Here is an 18,215-nt window from a genome sequence, read left to right on the forward strand (position 1 = left end):
AGACTCACAACATGCAAATGCGATCCAAGGCCGTGGTGTTCCGCGGCGAGAACCTCACCGTTCACGTCGAGGACATCCTGGTCGACCCACCCGGCCCCGGCGAGGTGATGATCAAGATGGCCGCCTGCGGCGTCTGCCACAGCGACCTGTCGGTGACCAACGGCACCCTGCCCCTGCCGGCGCCCATCGTCCTCGGCCACGAGGGCGCGGGCGTCATTCACCAGGTCGGTCCGGGCGTGACCGGCCTGAAGGTTGGCGACCACGTCATCAGCAGCTTCGTCCACACCTGCGGCAAGTGCCGCTACTGCGTCGCCGGCCGCGCCAACCTGTGCGAAGGCGGCAGGACCGCGCCGGGCACCCTCTTCGGCGGCCATCGCCGCACCACGGATGCCAAGGGTGAAGCGCTCAACGTCATGGCCGCTTGCGGCGTGATGGCCGAGTACGCCACGCTGCACGAAAACAGCGTGGTCAAGATCGTGGACGACGCCCCGCTCGACCGCTGCGCCCTCATCGGCTGCGGCGTGATGACGGGTTGGGGCGCGGCCTGCAACACGGCCAAGGTCGAGCCGGGTTCGATCTGCGTGGTCTTCGGCGCCGGCGGCGTGGGCCTGAGCACCATCCAGGGCTGCCAGAACGCGGGCGCCACGATGATCGTGGCGGTCGACATGCTGGCCAGCAAGCTCGAGATGGCGAAGACCTTCGGCGCGACGCACGTCGTCGATGCATCGAAGTCGGAAAACCTGCTGAAGGAATTGCGCAAGCTGACGGGCGGCGGCGCTGACTATGCCTTCGAATGCGTGGGCTACGGCGAGATCGTCGCGCAGGCCTATGCGTGCCTTCGCAACGGCGGAACGGCCGTGGCCGTGGGCCTCGCGTCGCCGAGCGACACGACCACCTTGCGCACTGCCAGCTTTGCGTTTGAAGAAAAGACGCTCAAGGGCAGCTTCTACGGCTCGACCCGCCCGCGCATCGACTTTCCGCGGCTCGTGGCGCTGTACCAGGCCGGCAAGCTCAAGCTGGACGAACTCATCACGAAACGCTATCGCATCGAGGAAGCGCCGCAGGCCTTCGATGACTTGGCGAAGGGACGCAATGCGCGTGGCGTCATCGTGTTTGACTGAAACAAGGGTTCATCCCGGCCGGGGACGCGCGGGCGCCGGTCGGGCCGCATGACTGGCTGACTCCTCCGCGCCGTCGAAGGCCTCCAGCAGCAAGGGCGTCAGCGCGTGCATGCCCATCGTCGAGGGCGTTCGCGGCTCCAGCCCCGGCACGAAGCCCATCGCCTCGAAGCGCCGAAGCAAGCCCGCGTCGGCGCTGATGATGTGCACCGGCACATCCCACGAGGCGTTGGCGCCGCTCACGCTCGCCATCGGCTGATGGTCGCCGATCACGATGGTGACGAGCCCGGGCGGCGCCAGCCCCGACAGGTAGCTGCCCAGCCACTGGAAGGTGTAGCCCAGGGCCTCGACGTAGGCGGGCACGGGCTGAGTCCAGGAGGCCGGTGAATCCAGCGCCTGCGCCCGTTCGGCCGGCGAGTAGGCGTCGGCGCGCGTGAGGCGCTCCCAGTCGGACACGAAGGGCGCGATCGGCCTGAAGGGCGCATGGCTCGTGAGCGTCGGAAACACGATGAATCGCGGCGCGCGCTGGCCCAAAGGCGCTGCCAGTTCCTGTGCGTGCAGCAGGGCCATCGAAGCCTGATCCGGAATGCGCCAGTAGCCGAATTCCAGTCCCGGATAGCCGATGCCCGATGCATCGGCGTAACGGTCGAAGCCGTAGAAGCGGCCTTCGGGCCAAGGCCGCTGCAGGCCGGGCATCCAGTTCACCGTGCGCCATCCCCGCGCGTGGAATGAGCGCACCAGCGTGGCCCGGTCGCTGGACAACAGCAACTCGTAGGCGTCCGGGTCTTGCGTGTCTACACCACTCAGCAACGCGGCATGCGCGAGCCACGACGCGCCGCCGAAAGTGGGCGAGCGCACCCGCGCCGACACCACCTGCCGCCCACCTTGCGCCAAGGCACGCAACAGTTGCGCGCGCTGCGGCGCGAGCGCTGCCGCCTGTTGCGGATCGTCCAGCGAGGTCACGCCATAGGACTCGGCAAAGATCAGCAGCACGTCGACGCCGCGCACGCCCGCGAGCGAGTGGCCGTCAAAGTCAGGGCTGGGAGACAGATGCGAGGCCGCCACGCCCGGCAGCACGCGGCCCGCGACGATCTCGACCTGGCGCGCGATGGCGGGCGCCACGGGTATCGACATGAACCAGCGCGTGTCCCGCCCACCGATGCCGTGCGCAACGAAGCTGGCGAACATCAACAGCCCCACCACCCCGATGGCCGGACGCGCCGCGGGCCATGCGAGCCCACGCGCCACCACACGCCAGCAGCGCAAAGCCAAGGCATAGAGCAATGCCGGCAACGCCAGCGCAGCCACTGCAGCCAGGCCCAGTTGCCAGGCCGGCAGTTCCCCCATGCGCAGCACTTCCAGCACGTGGCGGCCGTCCCAGTACACGTTGACCGGACGGCCGAACACCGCCGCGACCGTCACGTCGAGGTAGCGCGCAACGATCCAGAGGGCCGTGACCGCCGCCAGCCACCGCAGCGCACGTAGGTCGGGCTGGCCGCGCCACGCCACCCAGGCCGCCAGCGCCGTCACCGCCATGGCCAGCTCGAAGGACAGGCGCCAGCCCGGCTGCGGCCACAGCGTGGGCCAGAGGTTCTCGATGGTGAGCAGCGCGTTCAGCACCGCCAGGGCAAGCCCCATCCGGAGCGCCCATCCGGCGGCCTTCATTGACGCTTGGCCTCGAACTCGATGATGAGCGGCACTTCGTCGCCGACCCAACCGTTGTCGACGCCGTATTTCATGCCATAGCTGCTGCGCTTGAAGCTGCCGCGCGCCGAGACGCCCATCACGTAGCTGTTGTCCAGGGGCGACTTGCCGCTCTTGTTCCAGGTGGCGGTCAGCGTCAGCGGCTGCGAGCGGCCCAGCAGCTCCAACTGCCCGGCGATCTCGAAGTTGCGCTCGGCCGTGCGCTTGGCGCCGGCTGCGGTGAACACCATGCGGGGAAACTCGGCCGTGTTGAGAAAGTCCGCGCTCTTGAGGTGCTGGTCGCGCTTGGCCTGATTGCTGAAGACGCTTTGCGTGTCGACCTCGATGCGCACGTTGCTGAGCGCACCGGTGCCCTCGTCGAAGGAGAAGCTGCCTCGCGCCGCGCGGAACATGCCCAGCACCTTCGCGTAGCCCAGGTGCTCGACCAGGAAGCCGATCGTGATGTGATCCGGGTCAAGCTCGTAGCGCGCCACCTGCGCTTGGGCCGACGCGGCCGCCAGCAACATCGAAGCGGACACCAACACGACGCGTGACACGCGGGCCAGGGATGTTTTCATTTTTCGGGCTCTCCAGGAAGGTGGCGATGGCGTCGCAGCCAGGCGACGTCGATGGCGAACGAGGCGGTCAGCACGGAAAGGCTCACGGCCGCAAGTGCCTCGCTCCACGCCGTATCGATGATCGGGCCCAGGCACACGATCAGGCAAGTGATCTGGGCCACGCACACGGCCTTGCGTCGCTGGCTCGGCGGCAGCGGACGCGCCATCCAGCGCCACCGCCATGCGGCGCCCACGAAGGCATAGCGCATGAGTCCCGCCGCGACCACCCACGCGCCCGCCTTGTCGAAATGCAGCACCAGCAGGCACAGCACCAGCACGAGCAGTGCGTCGCTTTCCATGTCGAAGCGGGCGCCGAACTCGCTCGCCAGTCCGCTGGCGCGTGCCAGCGGGCCATCGAGCGCGTCGAGCAGCGCGGCCGTGGTGGCCACGACGATGGCAGCCCACGCCGTCGTGACGGGATCGACCAGTGGTTCGCCGACCTCGGCCGCCAGCAGCGCGATCAGGCCGAGCCGCCCCAGCGTCACGCGGTTGGCCGCGCCAAAGCGGGCGTGCGGCGCATGCCGGTGCAGTTCCCGCAGCATGAAGCCACAGGCCGCTGCGAACACGATGACCGCCTTGGCGACGAACCACGCGGTGGGCGGACCCAGCGCGCTGGCGCAGCAGGCCAGCGCCACCAGCAGCAGCAGGCAGAGCGACGCATCGCGCCTGGCGTCGCGCCGCAATGCCGGCAGATGCGTCGCGCCGCAGGGGTGGCCATCGGTCGCCGGGGCAGCAGGTCGAGCAAGCATCGCCTTAAGATCCCTTGCCAGTGGTTTGATGAAACTTGGGAACCGCATGCCAGCATATCCTTCCAGCACCGCTTCTGACCAGTCAAGGGCTTGCTGGATCGTCGCGCCGGGCCGCGCCGAGATCCGCGATGAAGCGCTCGCCGCGGCAACGCCCGGCGACGTGCAGGTGCGCGCGCTGCACAGCGGCATCAGCCGGGGCACGGAAATGCTTGTGTTTCGCGGCCAGGTGCCCCCCAGCGAATTCGAACGAATGCGGGCGCCGTTTCAGGCGGGCGATTTTCCCGGGCCGGTCAAATACGGGTATGCGAGCGTCGGCACGGTGGAAGATGGGCCGCCAGAGCTGCGCGGACGGAACGTGTTTTGCCTGTATCCGCACCAGTCGCGCTACCGCGTTGCAGCACAGGCCGTGCAATTGATTCCCGAAGGCGTGCCGCCTGCGCGCGCCGTGCTCGCGGCCAACATGGAGACTGCCGTCAACGCCTTGTGGGACGCTACGCCGCGCGTCGGCGATCGGGTCGCGGTGGTCGGCGCGGGCGTCGTGGGCTTGCTGGTCGCGTGGATGGCGAGCCGCATGCCGGGGTGTGAAGTCGAAGTGATCGACACCCATTCGCCACGACGCGCCGTCGCTGAAAAGCTGGGCCTTGCGTTCGCCAGTCCGGCTGATGCCCAGCCCGATGCCGACCTCGTCATCCACGCCAGCGGAAATGCTGAAGGCTTGACCACCGCGCTGCGGCTCGCGGCCTTCGAGGCCACGGTGCTGGAAATGAGCTGGTACGGGCAGCAGGCCGTCACGCTGCCGCTGGGCCAGGCCTTTCATTCGCGCCGACTCGTGCTCAAGAGCTCGCAGGTGGGGCATGTCGCCACGGCGCAGCGCGCACGGTGGAGCCACGCGCGGCGCATGGCGCTGGCGTTGACGCTGCTGCGCGAGCCGGCGCTGGATGCCCTCATCACCGACAGCGCGCCCTTCGATGAATTGCCGGCCGTGCTGGCCCGCCTGTCCGCAGGCGCGCCCGACACGCTGTGCCAGCGCATCGACTACCCCTGACACGTCAACCGGAGCCATTCACCATGTACAGCGTCAACGTCCGCGACCATTTCATGATTGCCCACAGCTTCCGCGGTGAAGTCTTCGGCCCGGCCCAGCGCCTGCACGGCGCCACCTATGTGGTCGACCTGGAACTGCGCCGCCCCGAACTCGACGCCGACGGCGTGGTGGTCGATATCGCGCTCGCCACCGAGGTGCTGCGCAGCGTGCTGGGCGAACTCAACCTGCGCAACCTGGATGACGACCCGGCCTTCAGGGGACAAAACACCACCACCGAGTTCATGGCCCGCGTGATCTTCGATCGCATGGCCTTGCGCATCGCAGCTGGCGATCTGGGCGAGCATGCGAGCGGACTCATCGCCATGCGGGTGTGCCTGAACGAATCGCACGTGGCTTGGGCGGCCTATGAAGGTGCGCTTTGACGGCAGACTTGCGTTGCAGCTTCCTGGTGCCGGGTGACCTGAATACGCGCACCGGCGGCTACACCTATGACCGGCACATCATCGACGGGCTGCGCGCGCAGCAGTGGCAGGTGCACGTGCTTGCCTTGGGCGACGGCTATCCGGCGCCTGATGCGATGGCGCGCGAGCAGACGCGCCGCATCGTGGAGGCGCTGCCGGAGGGCACGCTTGCGGTGGTCGACGGGCTGGCGTTTGGCGTGATGGATGAGTTGGCCCGCGCGCATGCGCAGCGGCTTCGTTGGGTGGCGCTGGTGCATCACCCGCTGTCGCTGGAGACTGGCCTGGATGCGCTGCAGCAAAGCGCCCTCTTCCACAGCGAGCGCAAGGCGCTGGTGGCGGCGCGTGGGGTGATCGTGACCAGCCCCTTCACTGCGCGTGGATTGGCGGCGTTCGAGGTTCCGCTTGAACGCATCGCGGTGGTTGAGCCGGGGACGGAGCCGGCTCCTCTGGCGGCGGGTTCGGGCGGCGGCGACGCGTTGTCGCTGCTGTGTGTGGCCACGATCACGCCGCGCAAGGGCCACGCCCTGTTGATCGAAGCGCTTGCCGGGTTGAAGGACCGGCGGTGGACCTTGCATTGCGCTGGAAGTCTCAGCATGGACGCTGGCTGCACGCGGGCGCTGGCGGAGGCCATCGACGCGCACGGATTGCAAGGGCGCGTTGTGCTGCACGGAGAGCAGGACGCGACAGGCCTTGCCGCGCTTTATGACGTGAGCGACGCGTTCGTGCTGGCCTCCTTTCATGAGGGTTATGGCATGGCGCTGGCTGAGGCGTTGGCGCGTGGTTTGCCTGTGATCAGCACCCGAGCCGGCGCGATTGCGGACACGGTGCCCGCTGACGCCGGCGAGTTGGTTCCGCCCGGTGATGTGGTCGCGCTGCGCGCTGCGCTTGGGCGGCTGATGGACGACACGGATTGGCGCGACCAGTTGCGCGCGGGCGCGCAGGCCGCACGGCAGCGCTTGCCTACTTGGTCGCGCAGCAGCGAAGCCTTTGCGTCGGCGCTGCTGGATGTGCGGCAACGGCCGTTTCCGGCATGACGGGGTTCAGCGCCGACTGGCTTTCGTTGCGAGAGCCCTTTGACCACGCTGCTCGTTCGGCGTCTGCCGCGGAGTTGGACTTGCGCGGCCTGGCCGCACGACTGCGCAGCACTGACCCCACCCTTCGCGTGCTCGATCTCGCGTGCGGCACGGGCGCCAATCTGCGAGAACTCGCGCCGCGGCTGGGTGGCTCACAGCGCTGGGTACTGGTGGATCACGACCCGGTCCTGCTGGCCGCGCTGTCGCAGCGCTTTGCCGAATGGGCACGCGATGCGGCTCTCGTTGTGAGTACGACGGCCAATGGCCTGCGCATCGAAGGTGCGGACTGGGACGCCGAGGTGATTTCACAACGTCTGGACCTTGCGGCGTCGCTCGATGCAGCGCCCTTTCGCGACGCGCAATTGATCACTGCTTCGGCGCTGATCGACCTTGTGTCGCAATACTGGCTCGATGCCCTCCTCAACCATGCACGGGCGGCGAACGCAGCTCTGCTTCTGGCCCTGAGCGTGGATGGACGCGTGGAGTGGGAACCGCGCGACGCGGACGACGGCGCGGTGCTCAAGCTCTTCGAAATGCATCAACGTCGCGACAAGGGATTCGGTCCCGCCCTTGGCATCGGGGCACCGGGCCGTGCCGCGTCACGCCTCCAGGCGCTGGGCTACCAGGTCTCGCAGGCACGCAGCGACTGGCTCGTCGGGCCGGGCTCCAGCGCCATGCAGATCGCCATGATCGAAGGCTTGGCAGGCGCCGCTATGGAACAAGACCCGGCCGCGCGTGAGCGCATCGACGCATGGAAATTGCGGCGCTTGGCGATTGCTGCAGTAACGTCCCTGCGCGTAGGCCACACGGATCTTTTGGCAATGCATCCCTGAGTCGACGCTCAAGCGCCAACTCCGCGATGCGGAAAAATGGCGCGCGAGCGCAAGGGCGCAACTGCGCCGCGCAACCGGCAGCAGTGAGTGCAGCGGCACACCACGCGGCCAGCGAACTCGCTGAGTTGAAGGTATCGGCGTGCTGCGCCCCGAGCATCCCCGTGCCCGCGCCGCATCGCAGGCAGCCCCAAGCTACCCCGACTGCCGGAGCACCAACCGCGGCTCCACCAAAAACGTCTGCCGCGCACGCCCGGGCTCCTGGATGCGATCCAGCAGAATCGCCGCCGCATGCTCGCCCAACTCCCCGGGCCGAATGTCGATGGTGCTCAGTGGAGGATTCGAATGCGCCGCGTCCTGCACATTGTCGAAGCCCATCACCGCGAAGTCCTGCCCCGCGTGCATGCCTCGCTCTCCCAAGGCGGACAGCGCGCCGAACGCGACCACATCGTTGTAGCAAACGGCCGCCGTTGGTTGCGGCTTCTTGTCCAGTAGCGCGCTCATGGTGTCGTAGCCGCCCTTGCGCGTCGGTTGCGCCGGCACCAGCAAGTCTTCATCAAAGGCGAGTTGGTGTTCAGCCAGCGCCGCCCTGAACCCTTTCAGGCGCTGTTCCAGCACGACACCCGTGCGGCCGCCAAGAAAACCGATGCGCGTGTGTCCTGCCTCAAGCAGATGCCGGGTCGCCGCATAGATTCCGCGTTCGTTGTCGGCCCCCGCAAAGTCGTACTTGCCGGGACCAAGCGTACGGATCATCACCACCAGCGGCATGCCCCAGGCCTCCACTTCCTTGGGCAGCGTGCGCGGCGTGCCATACGCCGGACACAGCACCAGCCCCGCCGCGCCCTGCTCGCGCATCGTGCGCAAGACCTGGTCCTGGCGTTCGACATCCTCGTTCGTGTGCGCCATCAACACGATGTAGCCCGCCTCCACCAGCTTGCGCTCGACGCCCACCAGGATCTCCGCAAAAAACGGGTTGGTGAGGTCGTTGACGATCACGCCGATGGTCTTGGACGTACGCCCACGCAGTTCACCCGCCCGGCTGTTGTAGACATAACCCAGCTTGCGCGCGGCCTCGCGTACGCGCTCGGCCGTCTCCGCCGGAATCAGCGGGCTGTTCTTGAGAACCAGCGACACCGTCGACTTGGAAACCTCGGCCGCCGCAGCGACGTCGAGGATGGTGACTGCCTTTGTCGAATTGGACTTGCTCATCGTTTTCTAGGTGTTTTCCCGCACTTAAATAAAAGCGCTTGATCTTTTACTGGAACGTTCCAATAATTCATTCAACCGTTCCAATAAATGTAGCCGCAAAGGAGACAGCGTGGGAAACAATCCAGTCATCGGATGGGGCCTGATCGGGGCCAGCACCATTGCTTCGGAATACATGATCGAAGCGATCCGCGCACAGCAGGGGCACGAAGTCGTGGCTGTCGCAAGCAGCAGCGCGGAACGTGCAAAGGCCTTTGCCGCAAAGAACCAGATCGCCACCGGCTACGACTCCGTTGACAAGCTGCTCGCAGATCCGGCCGTGCAGGCGGTCTACATCAGCACGACCAACGAACTGCACCGCGACCAGGTGATCGCCGCGGCCGCAGCCGGCAAGCACGTGCTGTGCGAAAAGCCGCTGGCCCTGAACCTCGCCGATGCGCAGCAGATGGTGCAAGCCTGCGCCGAGGCCGGCGTGGTGATGGCGACGAACCACCACCTGCGCAACGCGGCCACGCACCGCAAGATTCGCGAACTGGTGCAAGGTGGCGCCATCGGCCGTCCCCTCTTCGCCCGCGTGTTCCACGCCGTCTACCTGCCGCCGCATCTGCAAGGATGGCGCATCGACAAGCCGCAGGCGGGCGGTGGCGTCATCCTGGACATCGCGGTCCACGACGCAGACACCCTGCGCTTCATCCTCGGCGCCGAGCCCGTTGAAGCCGTCGGCATCGCGCAATCCGCGTCACTGGCCCGCGAAGGGCTCGAAGACGGCGCGATGGCCGTGCTCAAGTTCGACAACGGCGTCGTCGCCCAGTTGCACGATGCCTTCACGGTTCCCTATGCCGGAACGGGCATCGAGATCCACGGCGACAAGGGCTCGGTCATCGGCCGCAACGTGATGACGCAGAAGCCCGTCGGCGAAGTCATCCTGCGCGACGCACAGGGCGAGCGCACCGTCACCGTCGAGCACGAAAGCCTGTACGCACGCGGCGTGGCCCAGTTCTGCGCCGCACTCCGCGGCCAGGGCCAACCCTCTGCGACTGCACTCGACGGCGTGCGTTCGCTCGCCACCGCTTTGGCCATTGCCGAAGCCTGCCGCACGGGCACATCCGTCCGCGTGGCCCCACCTCAAGCTTAGGAAATTCCATGAAAAAAGTGATCACCGCCGAGCAGGCGGCGGGATTGGTGCGCTCTGGCGATGTCGTGAGCATCAGTTCTTCCAGCGGTCTCGGTTGTCCCGACAAGGTGCTGGCGGCCCTCGGCGCACGCTTCGACAACGAAGGCCAGCCCCGCAACCTGACCACGCTGAACCCCATTGCCGCCGGCGACATGTACGGCATCAAGGGCATCGACCACATCGCCAAGCCGGGCCTCTTGTCCCGCGTGCTGGCCGGGTCGTACCCGAGCGGTCCCTCTTCCCTGCCGATGCCGGCCATCTGGCACATGGTCGTGGACAACCAGATCGAGGCCTACAACATCCCCAGCGGCATCCTCTACGACATGCACCGCGACGCGGCTGCAAAGCGTCCCGGCGTGCTGACCAAGGTCGGCCTCGGCACCTTTGTCGACCCGGACCTGCAGGGCTGCGCGATGAACGACGCGGCGGCCGCCAAGCCGGTGGTGCGCAAGGAGACTTTCGACGGACAGGAATGGCTCTACTTCCCGGCCATCGTGCCGCAGGTCGCGATCATCCGCGCCACGACCGCCGACGAACACGGCAACCTGACCTACGAGCACGAAGGTGCCTTGCTGGGCGGGCTGGACCAGGCACTGGCCGCGCGCAACAACGGCGGCATCGTCATCGCCCAGGTCAAGCGCGTGGTCAAGCAAGGCAGCCTGCGTCCGCACGACGTGCACGTGCCCTGCAACCTGGTGGACTACATCGTGGTCGATCCCGACCAGTGGCAAACCACGCAAACGCCGTACGACCCGGCCATCAGCGGCGAGATCGCGCAGCCGTTTGCAACCTTCGAAGCGCAAGCCTGGGGCCCCGAAAAGGTGATCTCGCGCCGCGCCGCGATGGAGCTGGCGCACGGCCATGCCGTGAATCTCGGCTTTGGCATCTCGGCCAACGTGCCGCGCGTGCTGCTCGAAGAAGGCCTGCACGGCGAAGTGACCTGGGCGATCGAGCAAGGTGCCGTCGGCGGCATGCCACTGCTCGGCTTTGCCTTCGGATGCGCATCGAACGCGGACGCCATCATGGCCTCGCCGAACCAGTTCACCTACTTCCAGGGCGGCGGCTTCGACGTGACCTTGCTGTCCTTCCTGCAGGTCGACGGCAACGGCAGCGTCAACGTCTCCAAGCTGGGCGCCAAGCCCTACCTGACGGCGGGCTGCGGCGGCTTCGTCGACATCACGGCGCATGCACGGCGCATCGTGTTCTCGGGCTTCTTCACGGCGGGCGCCAGGCTCGAAGTGGCCGACGGCAAGCTCACGATCCTCAAGGAAGGCAAGACGAAGAAGTTCGTCAAGTCGGCCGAGCACATCACCTTCAGCGGCGTGATCGGGCGCCAGCGCGGCCAGCGCGTGACCTACGTGACAGAGCGCTGCGTCATCGACCTCGAAGACGATGCACTGGTCGTGCGCGAGATCGCGCCGGGCATCGACCTGCAGCGCGACGTGCTCGACCAGGCGGAGATTCCGCTGCGCGTGGCCGAGGACCTTCGCCTGATGGACGCCGCGCTGTTTCGCGATGCGCCCTTCGGCCTGAAGCTCAAGGCCGGGGAGGTGCGTCGTGGCTGAGTCGCTGATTCAACTCGAGCGCGACGGCGCCGTGGCCACGGTCACGCTGAACCGCCCGGCCAAACTCAACTCACTGACGCCGGTCATGCTGGATCAACTTGAACTGGCAGCACGCGAACTGGACGCCGCCAGCGACGTGCGCATCGTCATTCTTCTCGGCGGCGGTGAGAAGGCCTTCTGCGTGGGCGCCGACATCAACGAATGGGCAGCACTGCAGCCGCTGGACATGTGGCGCCGCTGGGTTCGCCGCGGCCACCAGGTGTTCGACCAGTGGGCGCGACTGCGCCAGCCGGTCATCACGGCCATCAACGGCCATGCGTTCGGTGGCGGGCTGGAACTGGCGATCACGGGCGACATCCGGATCGCCGTCGACAGCGCTCAGTTCGCACTGCCAGAGGCTTCCATCGCCACCTGCCCCGGCTGGTCGGGCACGCAGCGACTGGTGCAGTTGGTGGGTGCCAGCCGCGCCAAGTATCTGGCGCTCAGCGGCACACGCCTGTCGGCTTCGGATGCACTGAATTCGGGACTGGTCCACGAAGTCGTGTCGGCGTCGGAACTCAGGCACCGCGTGACCGCATTGGCGCGCGAGATGTCGGCCAAGGCGCCGGTCTCGTTGCAACTGACCAAGCAACTCATCAACGCCGCTGCGGGCGAAGACACGGCCGCGACCCTCGAAGCCATGGCCGGCGCGTTAGCCGCCACGACGCAAGACGCCGCGGAAGGCATCCGCAGCTTCCGCGAGAAGCGGGCTCCCAGCTACCTGGGCCACTGAAACCTATTTCCTTGGACAACACATGAGCACCACTGAACTCTCCCCCGCCGACGCCCTCACCCGCGAACCCTTCATGGGCAAGCTGCTGATCAACGGCGCCTGGGTCGATGCGGCCGACGGCTGCACGCTGGAGCGCAAGTCTCCCGCACACGACAAGCTCGTTGCCATCTACGCGAAGGCCGGCGTCGCCGACGCAGAAGCGGCGATTGCCGCGGCGCGCAAGGCATTCGACAAAGGCCCCTGGCCGCACATGAAGGGCGCCGAACGCGCCCGCATCCTGCGCGCCGTGGCCGAAGGCATCCTGGCCCGCAAGCACGAGTTTGCGCTGATGGAAACGCTGGAGAACGGCAAGCCGCTCGCCCAGTCGCTCGCCGAGATCGAAGGCGCCGCCGACCTGTGGCACTACGCCGCAACGCTTGCACGCAACCTGCACGGCGACAGCTACAACACCCTGGGCGAGAAGACGCTGGGCGTCGTGCTGCGCGACCCGATCGGCGTCGTCAGCGTGATCACGCCCTGGAACTTTCCCTTCCTCATCGTCAGCCAGAAGCTGCCCTTTGCCCTGGCTGCCGGATGCACCGCCGTCGTGAAGCCCGCCGAGGTGACGTCCGGCACCACCGTGATGCTCGGCGAGATCCTCATCGAGGCCGGCATTCCGGATGGCGTCGTGAACATCCTGGTCGGTCGCGGCAGCGTGGTGGGCGATGTGCTGGTGACGCATCCGGACGTGGACATGCTGTCTTTCACGGGCTCCACCGGCATCGGCAAGGAGGCGGTCGCCAAGTCGGCGCAGACCTTGAAGAAGGTCTCGATGGAGCTGGGCGGCAAGAACCCGCAGATCATCTTTGCGGACTGCGACTGGGAGGCAGCCGTCGACGCCGCCGTGTTCGGCATCTACTTCAACGCCGGCCAGTGCTGCAACAGCGGCAGCCGGATCCTGGTGCACGAATCGATTGCCGAGCGCTTCACCGCGGCAGTCGTCGAGCGTTCGAAGCTCGTGAAGGTCGGCGATCCGCTGGCGGCCGGCGTGCAGGTCGGCGCCATCACGACCGACAAGCAACTCGACACGATCCTCTCGCACATCGAGGGTGCACGCCAAGGCGGCGCAACCGTGGCGCTGGGCGGCTCGCGCATCGACACGACCGGCATGTACGTCGAGCCCACCGTCGTCACCGGCGTGACCCGCGACATGGCGATTGCGAAAGAAGAAGTCTTTGGCCCGGTGCTCGCGGTGCTGACCTTCAAGGACCTCGACGAAGCCGTCGAACTCGCCAACAGCACGCTCTATGGCCTGTCAGCCGCCGTGTGGAGCCAGGACTTCAGCACCTGCCTCAGTGCCGCGCGCCGCATCAAGGCCGGCACGGTCTGGGTCAACACCTTCCTCGAAGGCCACGCCGAACTGCCTTTCGGCGGCTACCACGAAAGCGGCATCGGCCGCGAACTCGGCCGCTTCGCGACCGAGGACTACACCGAGACCAAGACCCTGCACATGCACATCGGCGCGCGCACCGACTGGTACCTGCCGCGCTGATTCCCCCCTACCCCAACCCTCACCCCCCACCTCTGGAGACAACCATGAAGAAGCAGCTCATCAGCCTCGCGATTGCCGCATCCGTCGCGGTCCCCGCCCTCGCCCAGCAACAAAGCGTGGAGGTCCTCCATTGGTGGACGTCCGGCGGCGAAGCCTCGGCCCTCAACGTCCTCAAGCAAACGCTCGAGAAGCAAGGCGTGACATGGAACGACATGCCCGTGGCCGGCGGCGGCGGCGAAGCCGCCATGACGGCCGTGCGCGCACGCGTCACGTCCGGCAACCCGCCGACGGCCGTGCAACTGCTCGGCTTCGACGTCCAGGACTGGGCGAAGCAAGGCGTGCTCGCCGACCTGAACGACCTGGCGGCCAAGGGCGGCTGGGACAAGGTGGTGCCCCCGGCGCTGCAGAAGTTCTCCAAGTACAACGGCAAGTGGATTGCCGTGCCGGTGAACCTGCACACCACCAACTGGATCTGGGCCAACAAGGACGTGCTGGCCAAGGCCGGCGTCACCAGCGAGCCCAAGGACTTCGACGAGTTCATCGCCAGCGCCGAGAAGGTGCAAAAGGCCGGCTTCATTGCCATCGCACACGGCGGCCAGCCATGGCAGGACGCGACCATCTTCGACAGCGTCGTGCTTTCCACCGGCGGCGTGGACTACTACAAGAAGGCCTTCATCGACCTCGACGTGAAAACGCTGAACTCGCCGACCACCCTGAAGGTCTTCCAGCGCATGTCGCAGATCCGCAAGCTGGTCGACAAGGACTTCTCGGGCCGCGACTGGAACGTCGCCTCGGGCCTGGTCATCAGCGGCAAGGCCGGCTTCCAGATCATGGGCGATTGGGCCAAGGGCGAGTTCGTCAATGCGAAGAAGGTGCCGGGCAAGGACTTCAACTGCTATCGCTTCCCGGGCACGCAGGGCACGGCATCCTTCAACACCGACAACTTCGCCATGTTCAAGCTGAGCGACCCGGCCAAGACGGCGGCGCAGATGAAGATGGCTGCCGACGTGATGGACCCGGCTTTCCAGTCGTCCTTCAACGTGATCAAGGGCGCAGCGCCGGCGCGCACCGATGTGGCCGATGCAGCCTTCGACGAATGCGGCAAGAAGGCCATCAAGGACGTGGCGGAAGCCAGCAAGAACAACACGCTGGTCGGCTCCATTGCCCACGGCCACGCGGTGCCTGCCTCGATGAAGAGTTCCTTCTACGACGTGATCACGCGTCACTTCAACGGCCAGATCGACGACAAGAAAGCTGTCGCCGAACTGGTGTCGGCCGCCAGGAACTGAGCGGCCTGATCGTCCCTTGAACCACGGGTGGCGAAAGCCGCCCGACCAGCGGAGCCCGCCATGAAATCCGGTTACCTACCCAAGCTGCTATTCAGCCCCAGCGTGTTTCTCGTGCTGGTGTGCGTGTACGGCTACATCATGTTCACGATCTACCTGTCCTTCACGACGTCGACGATGCTGCCGTCGTTCGAACTGGCGGGCACAGCCAACTACACGCGCCTGCTCGGACTGGACAACTGGCAGGTGTCGATCGGCAACCTCGCGACCTTCGCAAGCCTGTACATCGTCATCGCGATGATCATGGGCTTGGGGCTTGCGATCCTGATCGACCAGAAGATCCGTTCTGAAAGCGCCTTCCGCTCGATCTTCCTGTACCCGATGGCGCTGTCTTTCATCGTCACCGGCACGGCCTGGAAATGGTTGCTCGACCCGGGCGTGGGGCTGGAGCGCACGATCCACCTGCTGGGCTGGGAAAGCTTCTCCTTCACCTGGATCAAGGACAGCGAGATGGCCATCTATTGCGTCGTCATCGCGGCCGTCTGGCAGACCAGCGGCTTCGTGATGGCGATGTTCCTGGCAGGGCTGCGCGGCGTGGACACGGAGCAGGTCAACGCGGCCAAGGTCGATGGCGCCAAGACCTGGCAGATCTACCTGCGGATCATCTTGCCGCAACTGGGGCCGGTCTTCGTCTCGGCTTTCGTGATCCTGGCGCACATGGCAATCAAGTCCTATGACCTGGTCATCGCGCTGACCAATGGCGGCCCCGGCCGCTCGACCTGGCTGCCCTCGGTGTTCATGTACCAGTACACCTTCACCCGCAACGAGATGGCTGTCGGTGCCGCCAGTTCGGTGCTGATGCTGGTCGCGATCGGTGCCGTGGTGCTTCCTTACCTCTTCAGTGAAATGCGGAAGGTCAAAAATGGCTAATGCAACCACTCATGCCGTTGCCCACGTGCACGGCGCCAGCGGCATCGCGCCCAGGCTGGACATCGCACGCATTGCGCTCTACGCGGTCTTGCTCGTGTTCGCCGTGGCCTTCCTGATGCCGGTCTACGTGATGGCGGTGAACTCCTTCAAGCCGCTCGACGAAATCCGCACCGGCAACATGATGGCGCTGCCCATCGACTGGACGATTGCGCCCTGGCTGAGCGCCTGGAGCACGGCGCAGATAGGAGTGCAGCCCACAGGCCTGAAGCCCTTCTTCATCAACTCGTTCCTGCTGGTGATTCCGTCGGTGGTGCTTTCCACGTTGATCGGTGCGCTGAACGGCTACATCCTCACGCAGTTCAGGTTCAGGGGTGCGAACCTGATGTTTGCGGCGATGTTGTTCTCGGTGTTCATCCCCTTCCAGATCGTGCTGATTCCGATGGCCAAGACGCTCGGCTTCCTGGGGCTGGCAGGCACGGTGAAGGGCCTGATCTTCGTGAACACGGTGTACGGCATCGGCTTCACGACCCTGTTCTTCCGCAACTACTACGCGGCCTTTCCGACGGAGCTGATCCGCTCGGCCCGCATGGACGGCGCCGGCTTCTTCGGTGTGATGGGCCGCATCCTGCTGCCCAACAGCACGCCGATTATCGTGGTGACGGTGATCTGGCAGTTCACCAACATCTGGAACGAGTTCCTGTTCGGCGCTTCGTTCAGCGACTTCAGTTCGTACCCGCTCACGGTGGCGCTGAACAACCTGGTCAACAGCAGCACCGGCGTCAAGGAATACAACGTTCACTTCGCTGGCGCGTTCATCGCCGCCATTCCGACGCTGGTCGTGTACCTCGTGTCCGGCAAATATTTCGTTCGCGGCTTGATGGCGGGTTCCGTCAAAGGCTAGTCATGTTGACCTCCCCCAGGATCCGCGCACTTCGTGTCGCTCCTCCAACCCCCTCACCGGGGGCAACACCAGCGGCCCGGCAAAGCCGGTTCCGCGGTGTTCCCCGCGAAAACCTTCAGATCACTTGCGTCCTGAGCGACGCTTCCCCAAGGAGATAAGCATGGCATCCCTCGACCTCGTCAACGTGCAAAAGAGCTTCGGCCCCGTCAAGATCCTGCACGACATTTCCATCGGCCTGAAGGACGGCGAGTTCCTCGTCCTGGTGGGCCCCTCCGGTTGCGGCAAGAGCACCTTGATGAACATCATCGCGGGGCTTGAAGAGCCGACCGCCGGCACGCTCAACCTGCAAGGCCGCGACATCACCAATGTGGCGCCTGCCGAGCGCAACATCTCGATGGTGTTCCAGTCTTATGCGCTGTACCCGAACATGACGGTCGCACGGAACATCGAGTTTCCGCTGGAGATGCGCAAGGTCGAGAAGTCCAAGCGTGCCGAACGGGTCAAGTCGGTCTCGAAACTGTTGCAGATCGAGCATCTGCTGGACCGCAAGCCACGCCAGCTTTCCGGCGGCCAGCGCCAGCGCGTTGCGATTGGCCGCGCACTTGCGCGCGAACCCCAGCTCTACCTCTTCGACGAACCGCTCTCGAACCTTGACGCACAACTGCGTGTGGACATGCGCACCGAGATCAAGAAGCTGCATCAGCGGCTGAAGGCAACCATCGTCTACGTGACGCACGACCAGATCGAGGCCATGACGCTGGCGACGCGGATCGCCGTCATGAAAGGCGGCGTGCTCCAGCAACTCGGCACGCCGTACGAGGTCTACAACCGTCCGGCCAACACCTTTGTCGCCAGCTTCATGGGCTCGCCTCGCATGAATCTCATCAAGGCGAAAGTCGCAGGCGGCGCGCAGAGCCTGGAGATTCAGTCTGGTCAGAGCCCGCGCGTCAGCATCCCGCTGCCGTCTTCCATGTCTTCCACACTTCAGGCCTGCGCCGGCCAGGAAGTCATTGCCGGTATCCGCGCCGAAGCGGTGAGCCTTGCGCGAGACGGCATGGTGGCCGGGCCGATGCAATGCTTCGTCGATGCCAGGGTCGAAGTCATCGAGCCGACGGGCGCTGACACGCTGGTCGTGCTGAACCTGGGCGGCAGCGAATTCACCGTTCGCCTCGAACCCGACGCACCGCTGAAGCCGGAGCAGAACGCACGCTTCCTGGTCGATCTGTCGAAGCTGGTGTGCTTCGACGCCAAGAGCGAAACGCTGATCGCGTAAA

Annotated in this window: 17 protein-coding genes; 13 read left to right on the forward strand and 4 right to left on the reverse strand. The window is 66.0% G+C overall.

All coding sequences use genetic code 11. The features are described from left to right. Window positions 1-11: 11 nt before the first annotated feature. Window positions 12-1,121, forward strand: a complete 1,110-nt coding sequence (locus QTI66_RS03550; RefSeq protein WP_286557536.1) for a zinc-binding dehydrogenase — start codon at window positions 12-14, stop codon at window positions 1,119-1,121. A 9-nt stretch (window positions 1,122-1,130) separates the two neighbouring features. Here the strand turns inward: QTI66_RS03550 and QTI66_RS03555 are convergent, their stop codons facing one another. The 3 genes from QTI66_RS03555 to QTI66_RS03565 are packed head-to-tail and all read right to left on the reverse strand — an operon-like array spanning window position 1,131 to window position 4,167. Further along, window positions 1,131-2,783, reverse strand: a complete 1,653-nt coding sequence (locus QTI66_RS03555) for an alkaline phosphatase family protein (protein WP_286557537.1) — start codon at window positions 2,781-2,783, stop codon at window positions 1,131-1,133. Then, the gene (locus QTI66_RS03560) at window positions 2,780-3,379 is read right to left on the reverse strand and encodes a YceI family protein (protein ID WP_286557538.1); all 600 of its coding nucleotides are present in this window, start codon (window positions 3,377-3,379) and stop codon (window positions 2,780-2,782) included. Before QTI66_RS03560 ends, QTI66_RS03555 begins: the two co-directional genes overlap by 4 nt. Further along, a complete protein-coding gene (locus tag QTI66_RS03565) occupies window positions 3,376-4,167 on the reverse strand; it encodes a CDP-alcohol phosphatidyltransferase family protein (RefSeq protein WP_286557539.1) in 792 nt (263 codons plus the stop codon). Before QTI66_RS03565 ends, QTI66_RS03560 begins: the two co-directional genes overlap by 4 nt. A gap of 46 nt (window positions 4,168-4,213) precedes the next feature. Between QTI66_RS03565 and QTI66_RS03570 the strand changes: the two genes are divergently transcribed. From QTI66_RS03570 to QTI66_RS03585, 4 genes are all read left to right on the forward strand, one after another. Next, window positions 4,214-5,212, forward strand: coding sequence for a zinc-dependent alcohol dehydrogenase (locus tag QTI66_RS03570; RefSeq protein ID WP_286557540.1), 999 nt, complete (start codon window positions 4,214-4,216; stop codon window positions 5,210-5,212). Window positions 5,213-5,235: 23 nt separating this feature from the next. Next, window positions 5,236-5,634 carry a 6-pyruvoyl trahydropterin synthase family protein gene (locus tag QTI66_RS03575; RefSeq protein WP_286557541.1) on the forward strand — a complete coding sequence of 133 codons (399 nt, stop codon included), beginning with the start codon at window positions 5,236-5,238 and terminating at the stop codon, window positions 5,632-5,634. Continuing rightward, window positions 5,631-6,707, forward strand: a complete 1,077-nt coding sequence (locus QTI66_RS03580) for a glycosyltransferase family 4 protein (RefSeq protein WP_286557542.1) — start codon at window positions 5,631-5,633, stop codon at window positions 6,705-6,707. Before QTI66_RS03575 ends, QTI66_RS03580 begins: the two co-directional genes overlap by 4 nt. A gap of 80 nt (window positions 6,708-6,787) precedes the next feature. Further along, window positions 6,788-7,579, forward strand: coding sequence for a class I SAM-dependent methyltransferase (locus QTI66_RS03585; protein WP_286557543.1), 792 nt, complete (start codon window positions 6,788-6,790; stop codon window positions 7,577-7,579). Between the two features lie 192 nt (window positions 7,580-7,771). Here the strand turns inward: QTI66_RS03585 and QTI66_RS03590 are convergent, their stop codons facing one another. After that, on the reverse strand, window positions 7,772-8,785 hold the full coding sequence (locus QTI66_RS03590; protein WP_286557544.1) for a LacI family DNA-binding transcriptional regulator: 1,014 nt from the start codon (window positions 8,783-8,785) through the stop codon (window positions 7,772-7,774). A gap of 109 nt (window positions 8,786-8,894) precedes the next feature. Here QTI66_RS03590 and QTI66_RS03595 point away from each other — a divergent pair, with 109 nt between their 5' ends. From QTI66_RS03595 to QTI66_RS03630, 8 genes are all read left to right on the forward strand, one after another. Then, window positions 8,895-9,917 (forward strand): Gfo/Idh/MocA family protein, encoded by a 1,023-nt coding sequence (locus QTI66_RS03595; RefSeq protein WP_286557545.1) that lies wholly within the window; start codon window positions 8,895-8,897, stop codon window positions 9,915-9,917. An 8-nt stretch (window positions 9,918-9,925) separates the two neighbouring features. Continuing rightward, complete coding sequence (locus tag QTI66_RS03600) at window positions 9,926-11,521, forward strand: acyl CoA:acetate/3-ketoacid CoA transferase (RefSeq protein WP_286557546.1); 1,596 nt, start codon at window positions 9,926-9,928, stop codon at window positions 11,519-11,521. After that, on the forward strand, window positions 11,514-12,293 hold the full coding sequence (locus QTI66_RS03605) for an enoyl-CoA hydratase/isomerase family protein (protein WP_286557547.1): 780 nt from the start codon (window positions 11,514-11,516) through the stop codon (window positions 12,291-12,293). The genes QTI66_RS03600 and QTI66_RS03605 overlap by 8 nt, the downstream gene beginning before the upstream one ends. Before the next feature lie 22 nt (window positions 12,294-12,315). Beyond that, a complete protein-coding gene (locus QTI66_RS03610; protein WP_286557548.1) occupies window positions 12,316-13,824 on the forward strand; it encodes an aldehyde dehydrogenase family protein in 1,509 nt (502 codons plus the stop codon). Between the two features lie 44 nt (window positions 13,825-13,868). Then, window positions 13,869-15,113, forward strand: a complete 1,245-nt coding sequence (locus QTI66_RS03615) for an ABC transporter substrate-binding protein (protein ID WP_286557549.1) — start codon at window positions 13,869-13,871, stop codon at window positions 15,111-15,113. 60 nt (window positions 15,114-15,173) lie between these two features. Then, window positions 15,174-16,040 (forward strand): carbohydrate ABC transporter permease, encoded by an 867-nt coding sequence (locus QTI66_RS03620; protein WP_286557550.1) that lies wholly within the window; start codon window positions 15,174-15,176, stop codon window positions 16,038-16,040. Between the two features lie 43 nt (window positions 16,041-16,083). Continuing rightward, entirely contained in the window at window positions 16,084-16,941 is an 858-nt protein-coding gene (locus QTI66_RS03625) for a carbohydrate ABC transporter permease (protein WP_286557804.1), read from the forward strand. Window positions 16,942-17,101: 160 nt separating this feature from the next. Continuing rightward, on the forward strand, window positions 17,102-18,214 hold the full coding sequence (locus tag QTI66_RS03630) for an ABC transporter ATP-binding protein (RefSeq protein ID WP_286557551.1): 1,113 nt from the start codon (window positions 17,102-17,104) through the stop codon (window positions 18,212-18,214). Window position 18,215 lies beyond the last annotated feature (1 nt).

Source organism: Variovorax brevis (assembly GCF_030317105.1).
GTDB classification, from domain to species: Bacteria; Pseudomonadota; Gammaproteobacteria; order Burkholderiales; family Burkholderiaceae_C; genus Variovorax; species Variovorax brevis.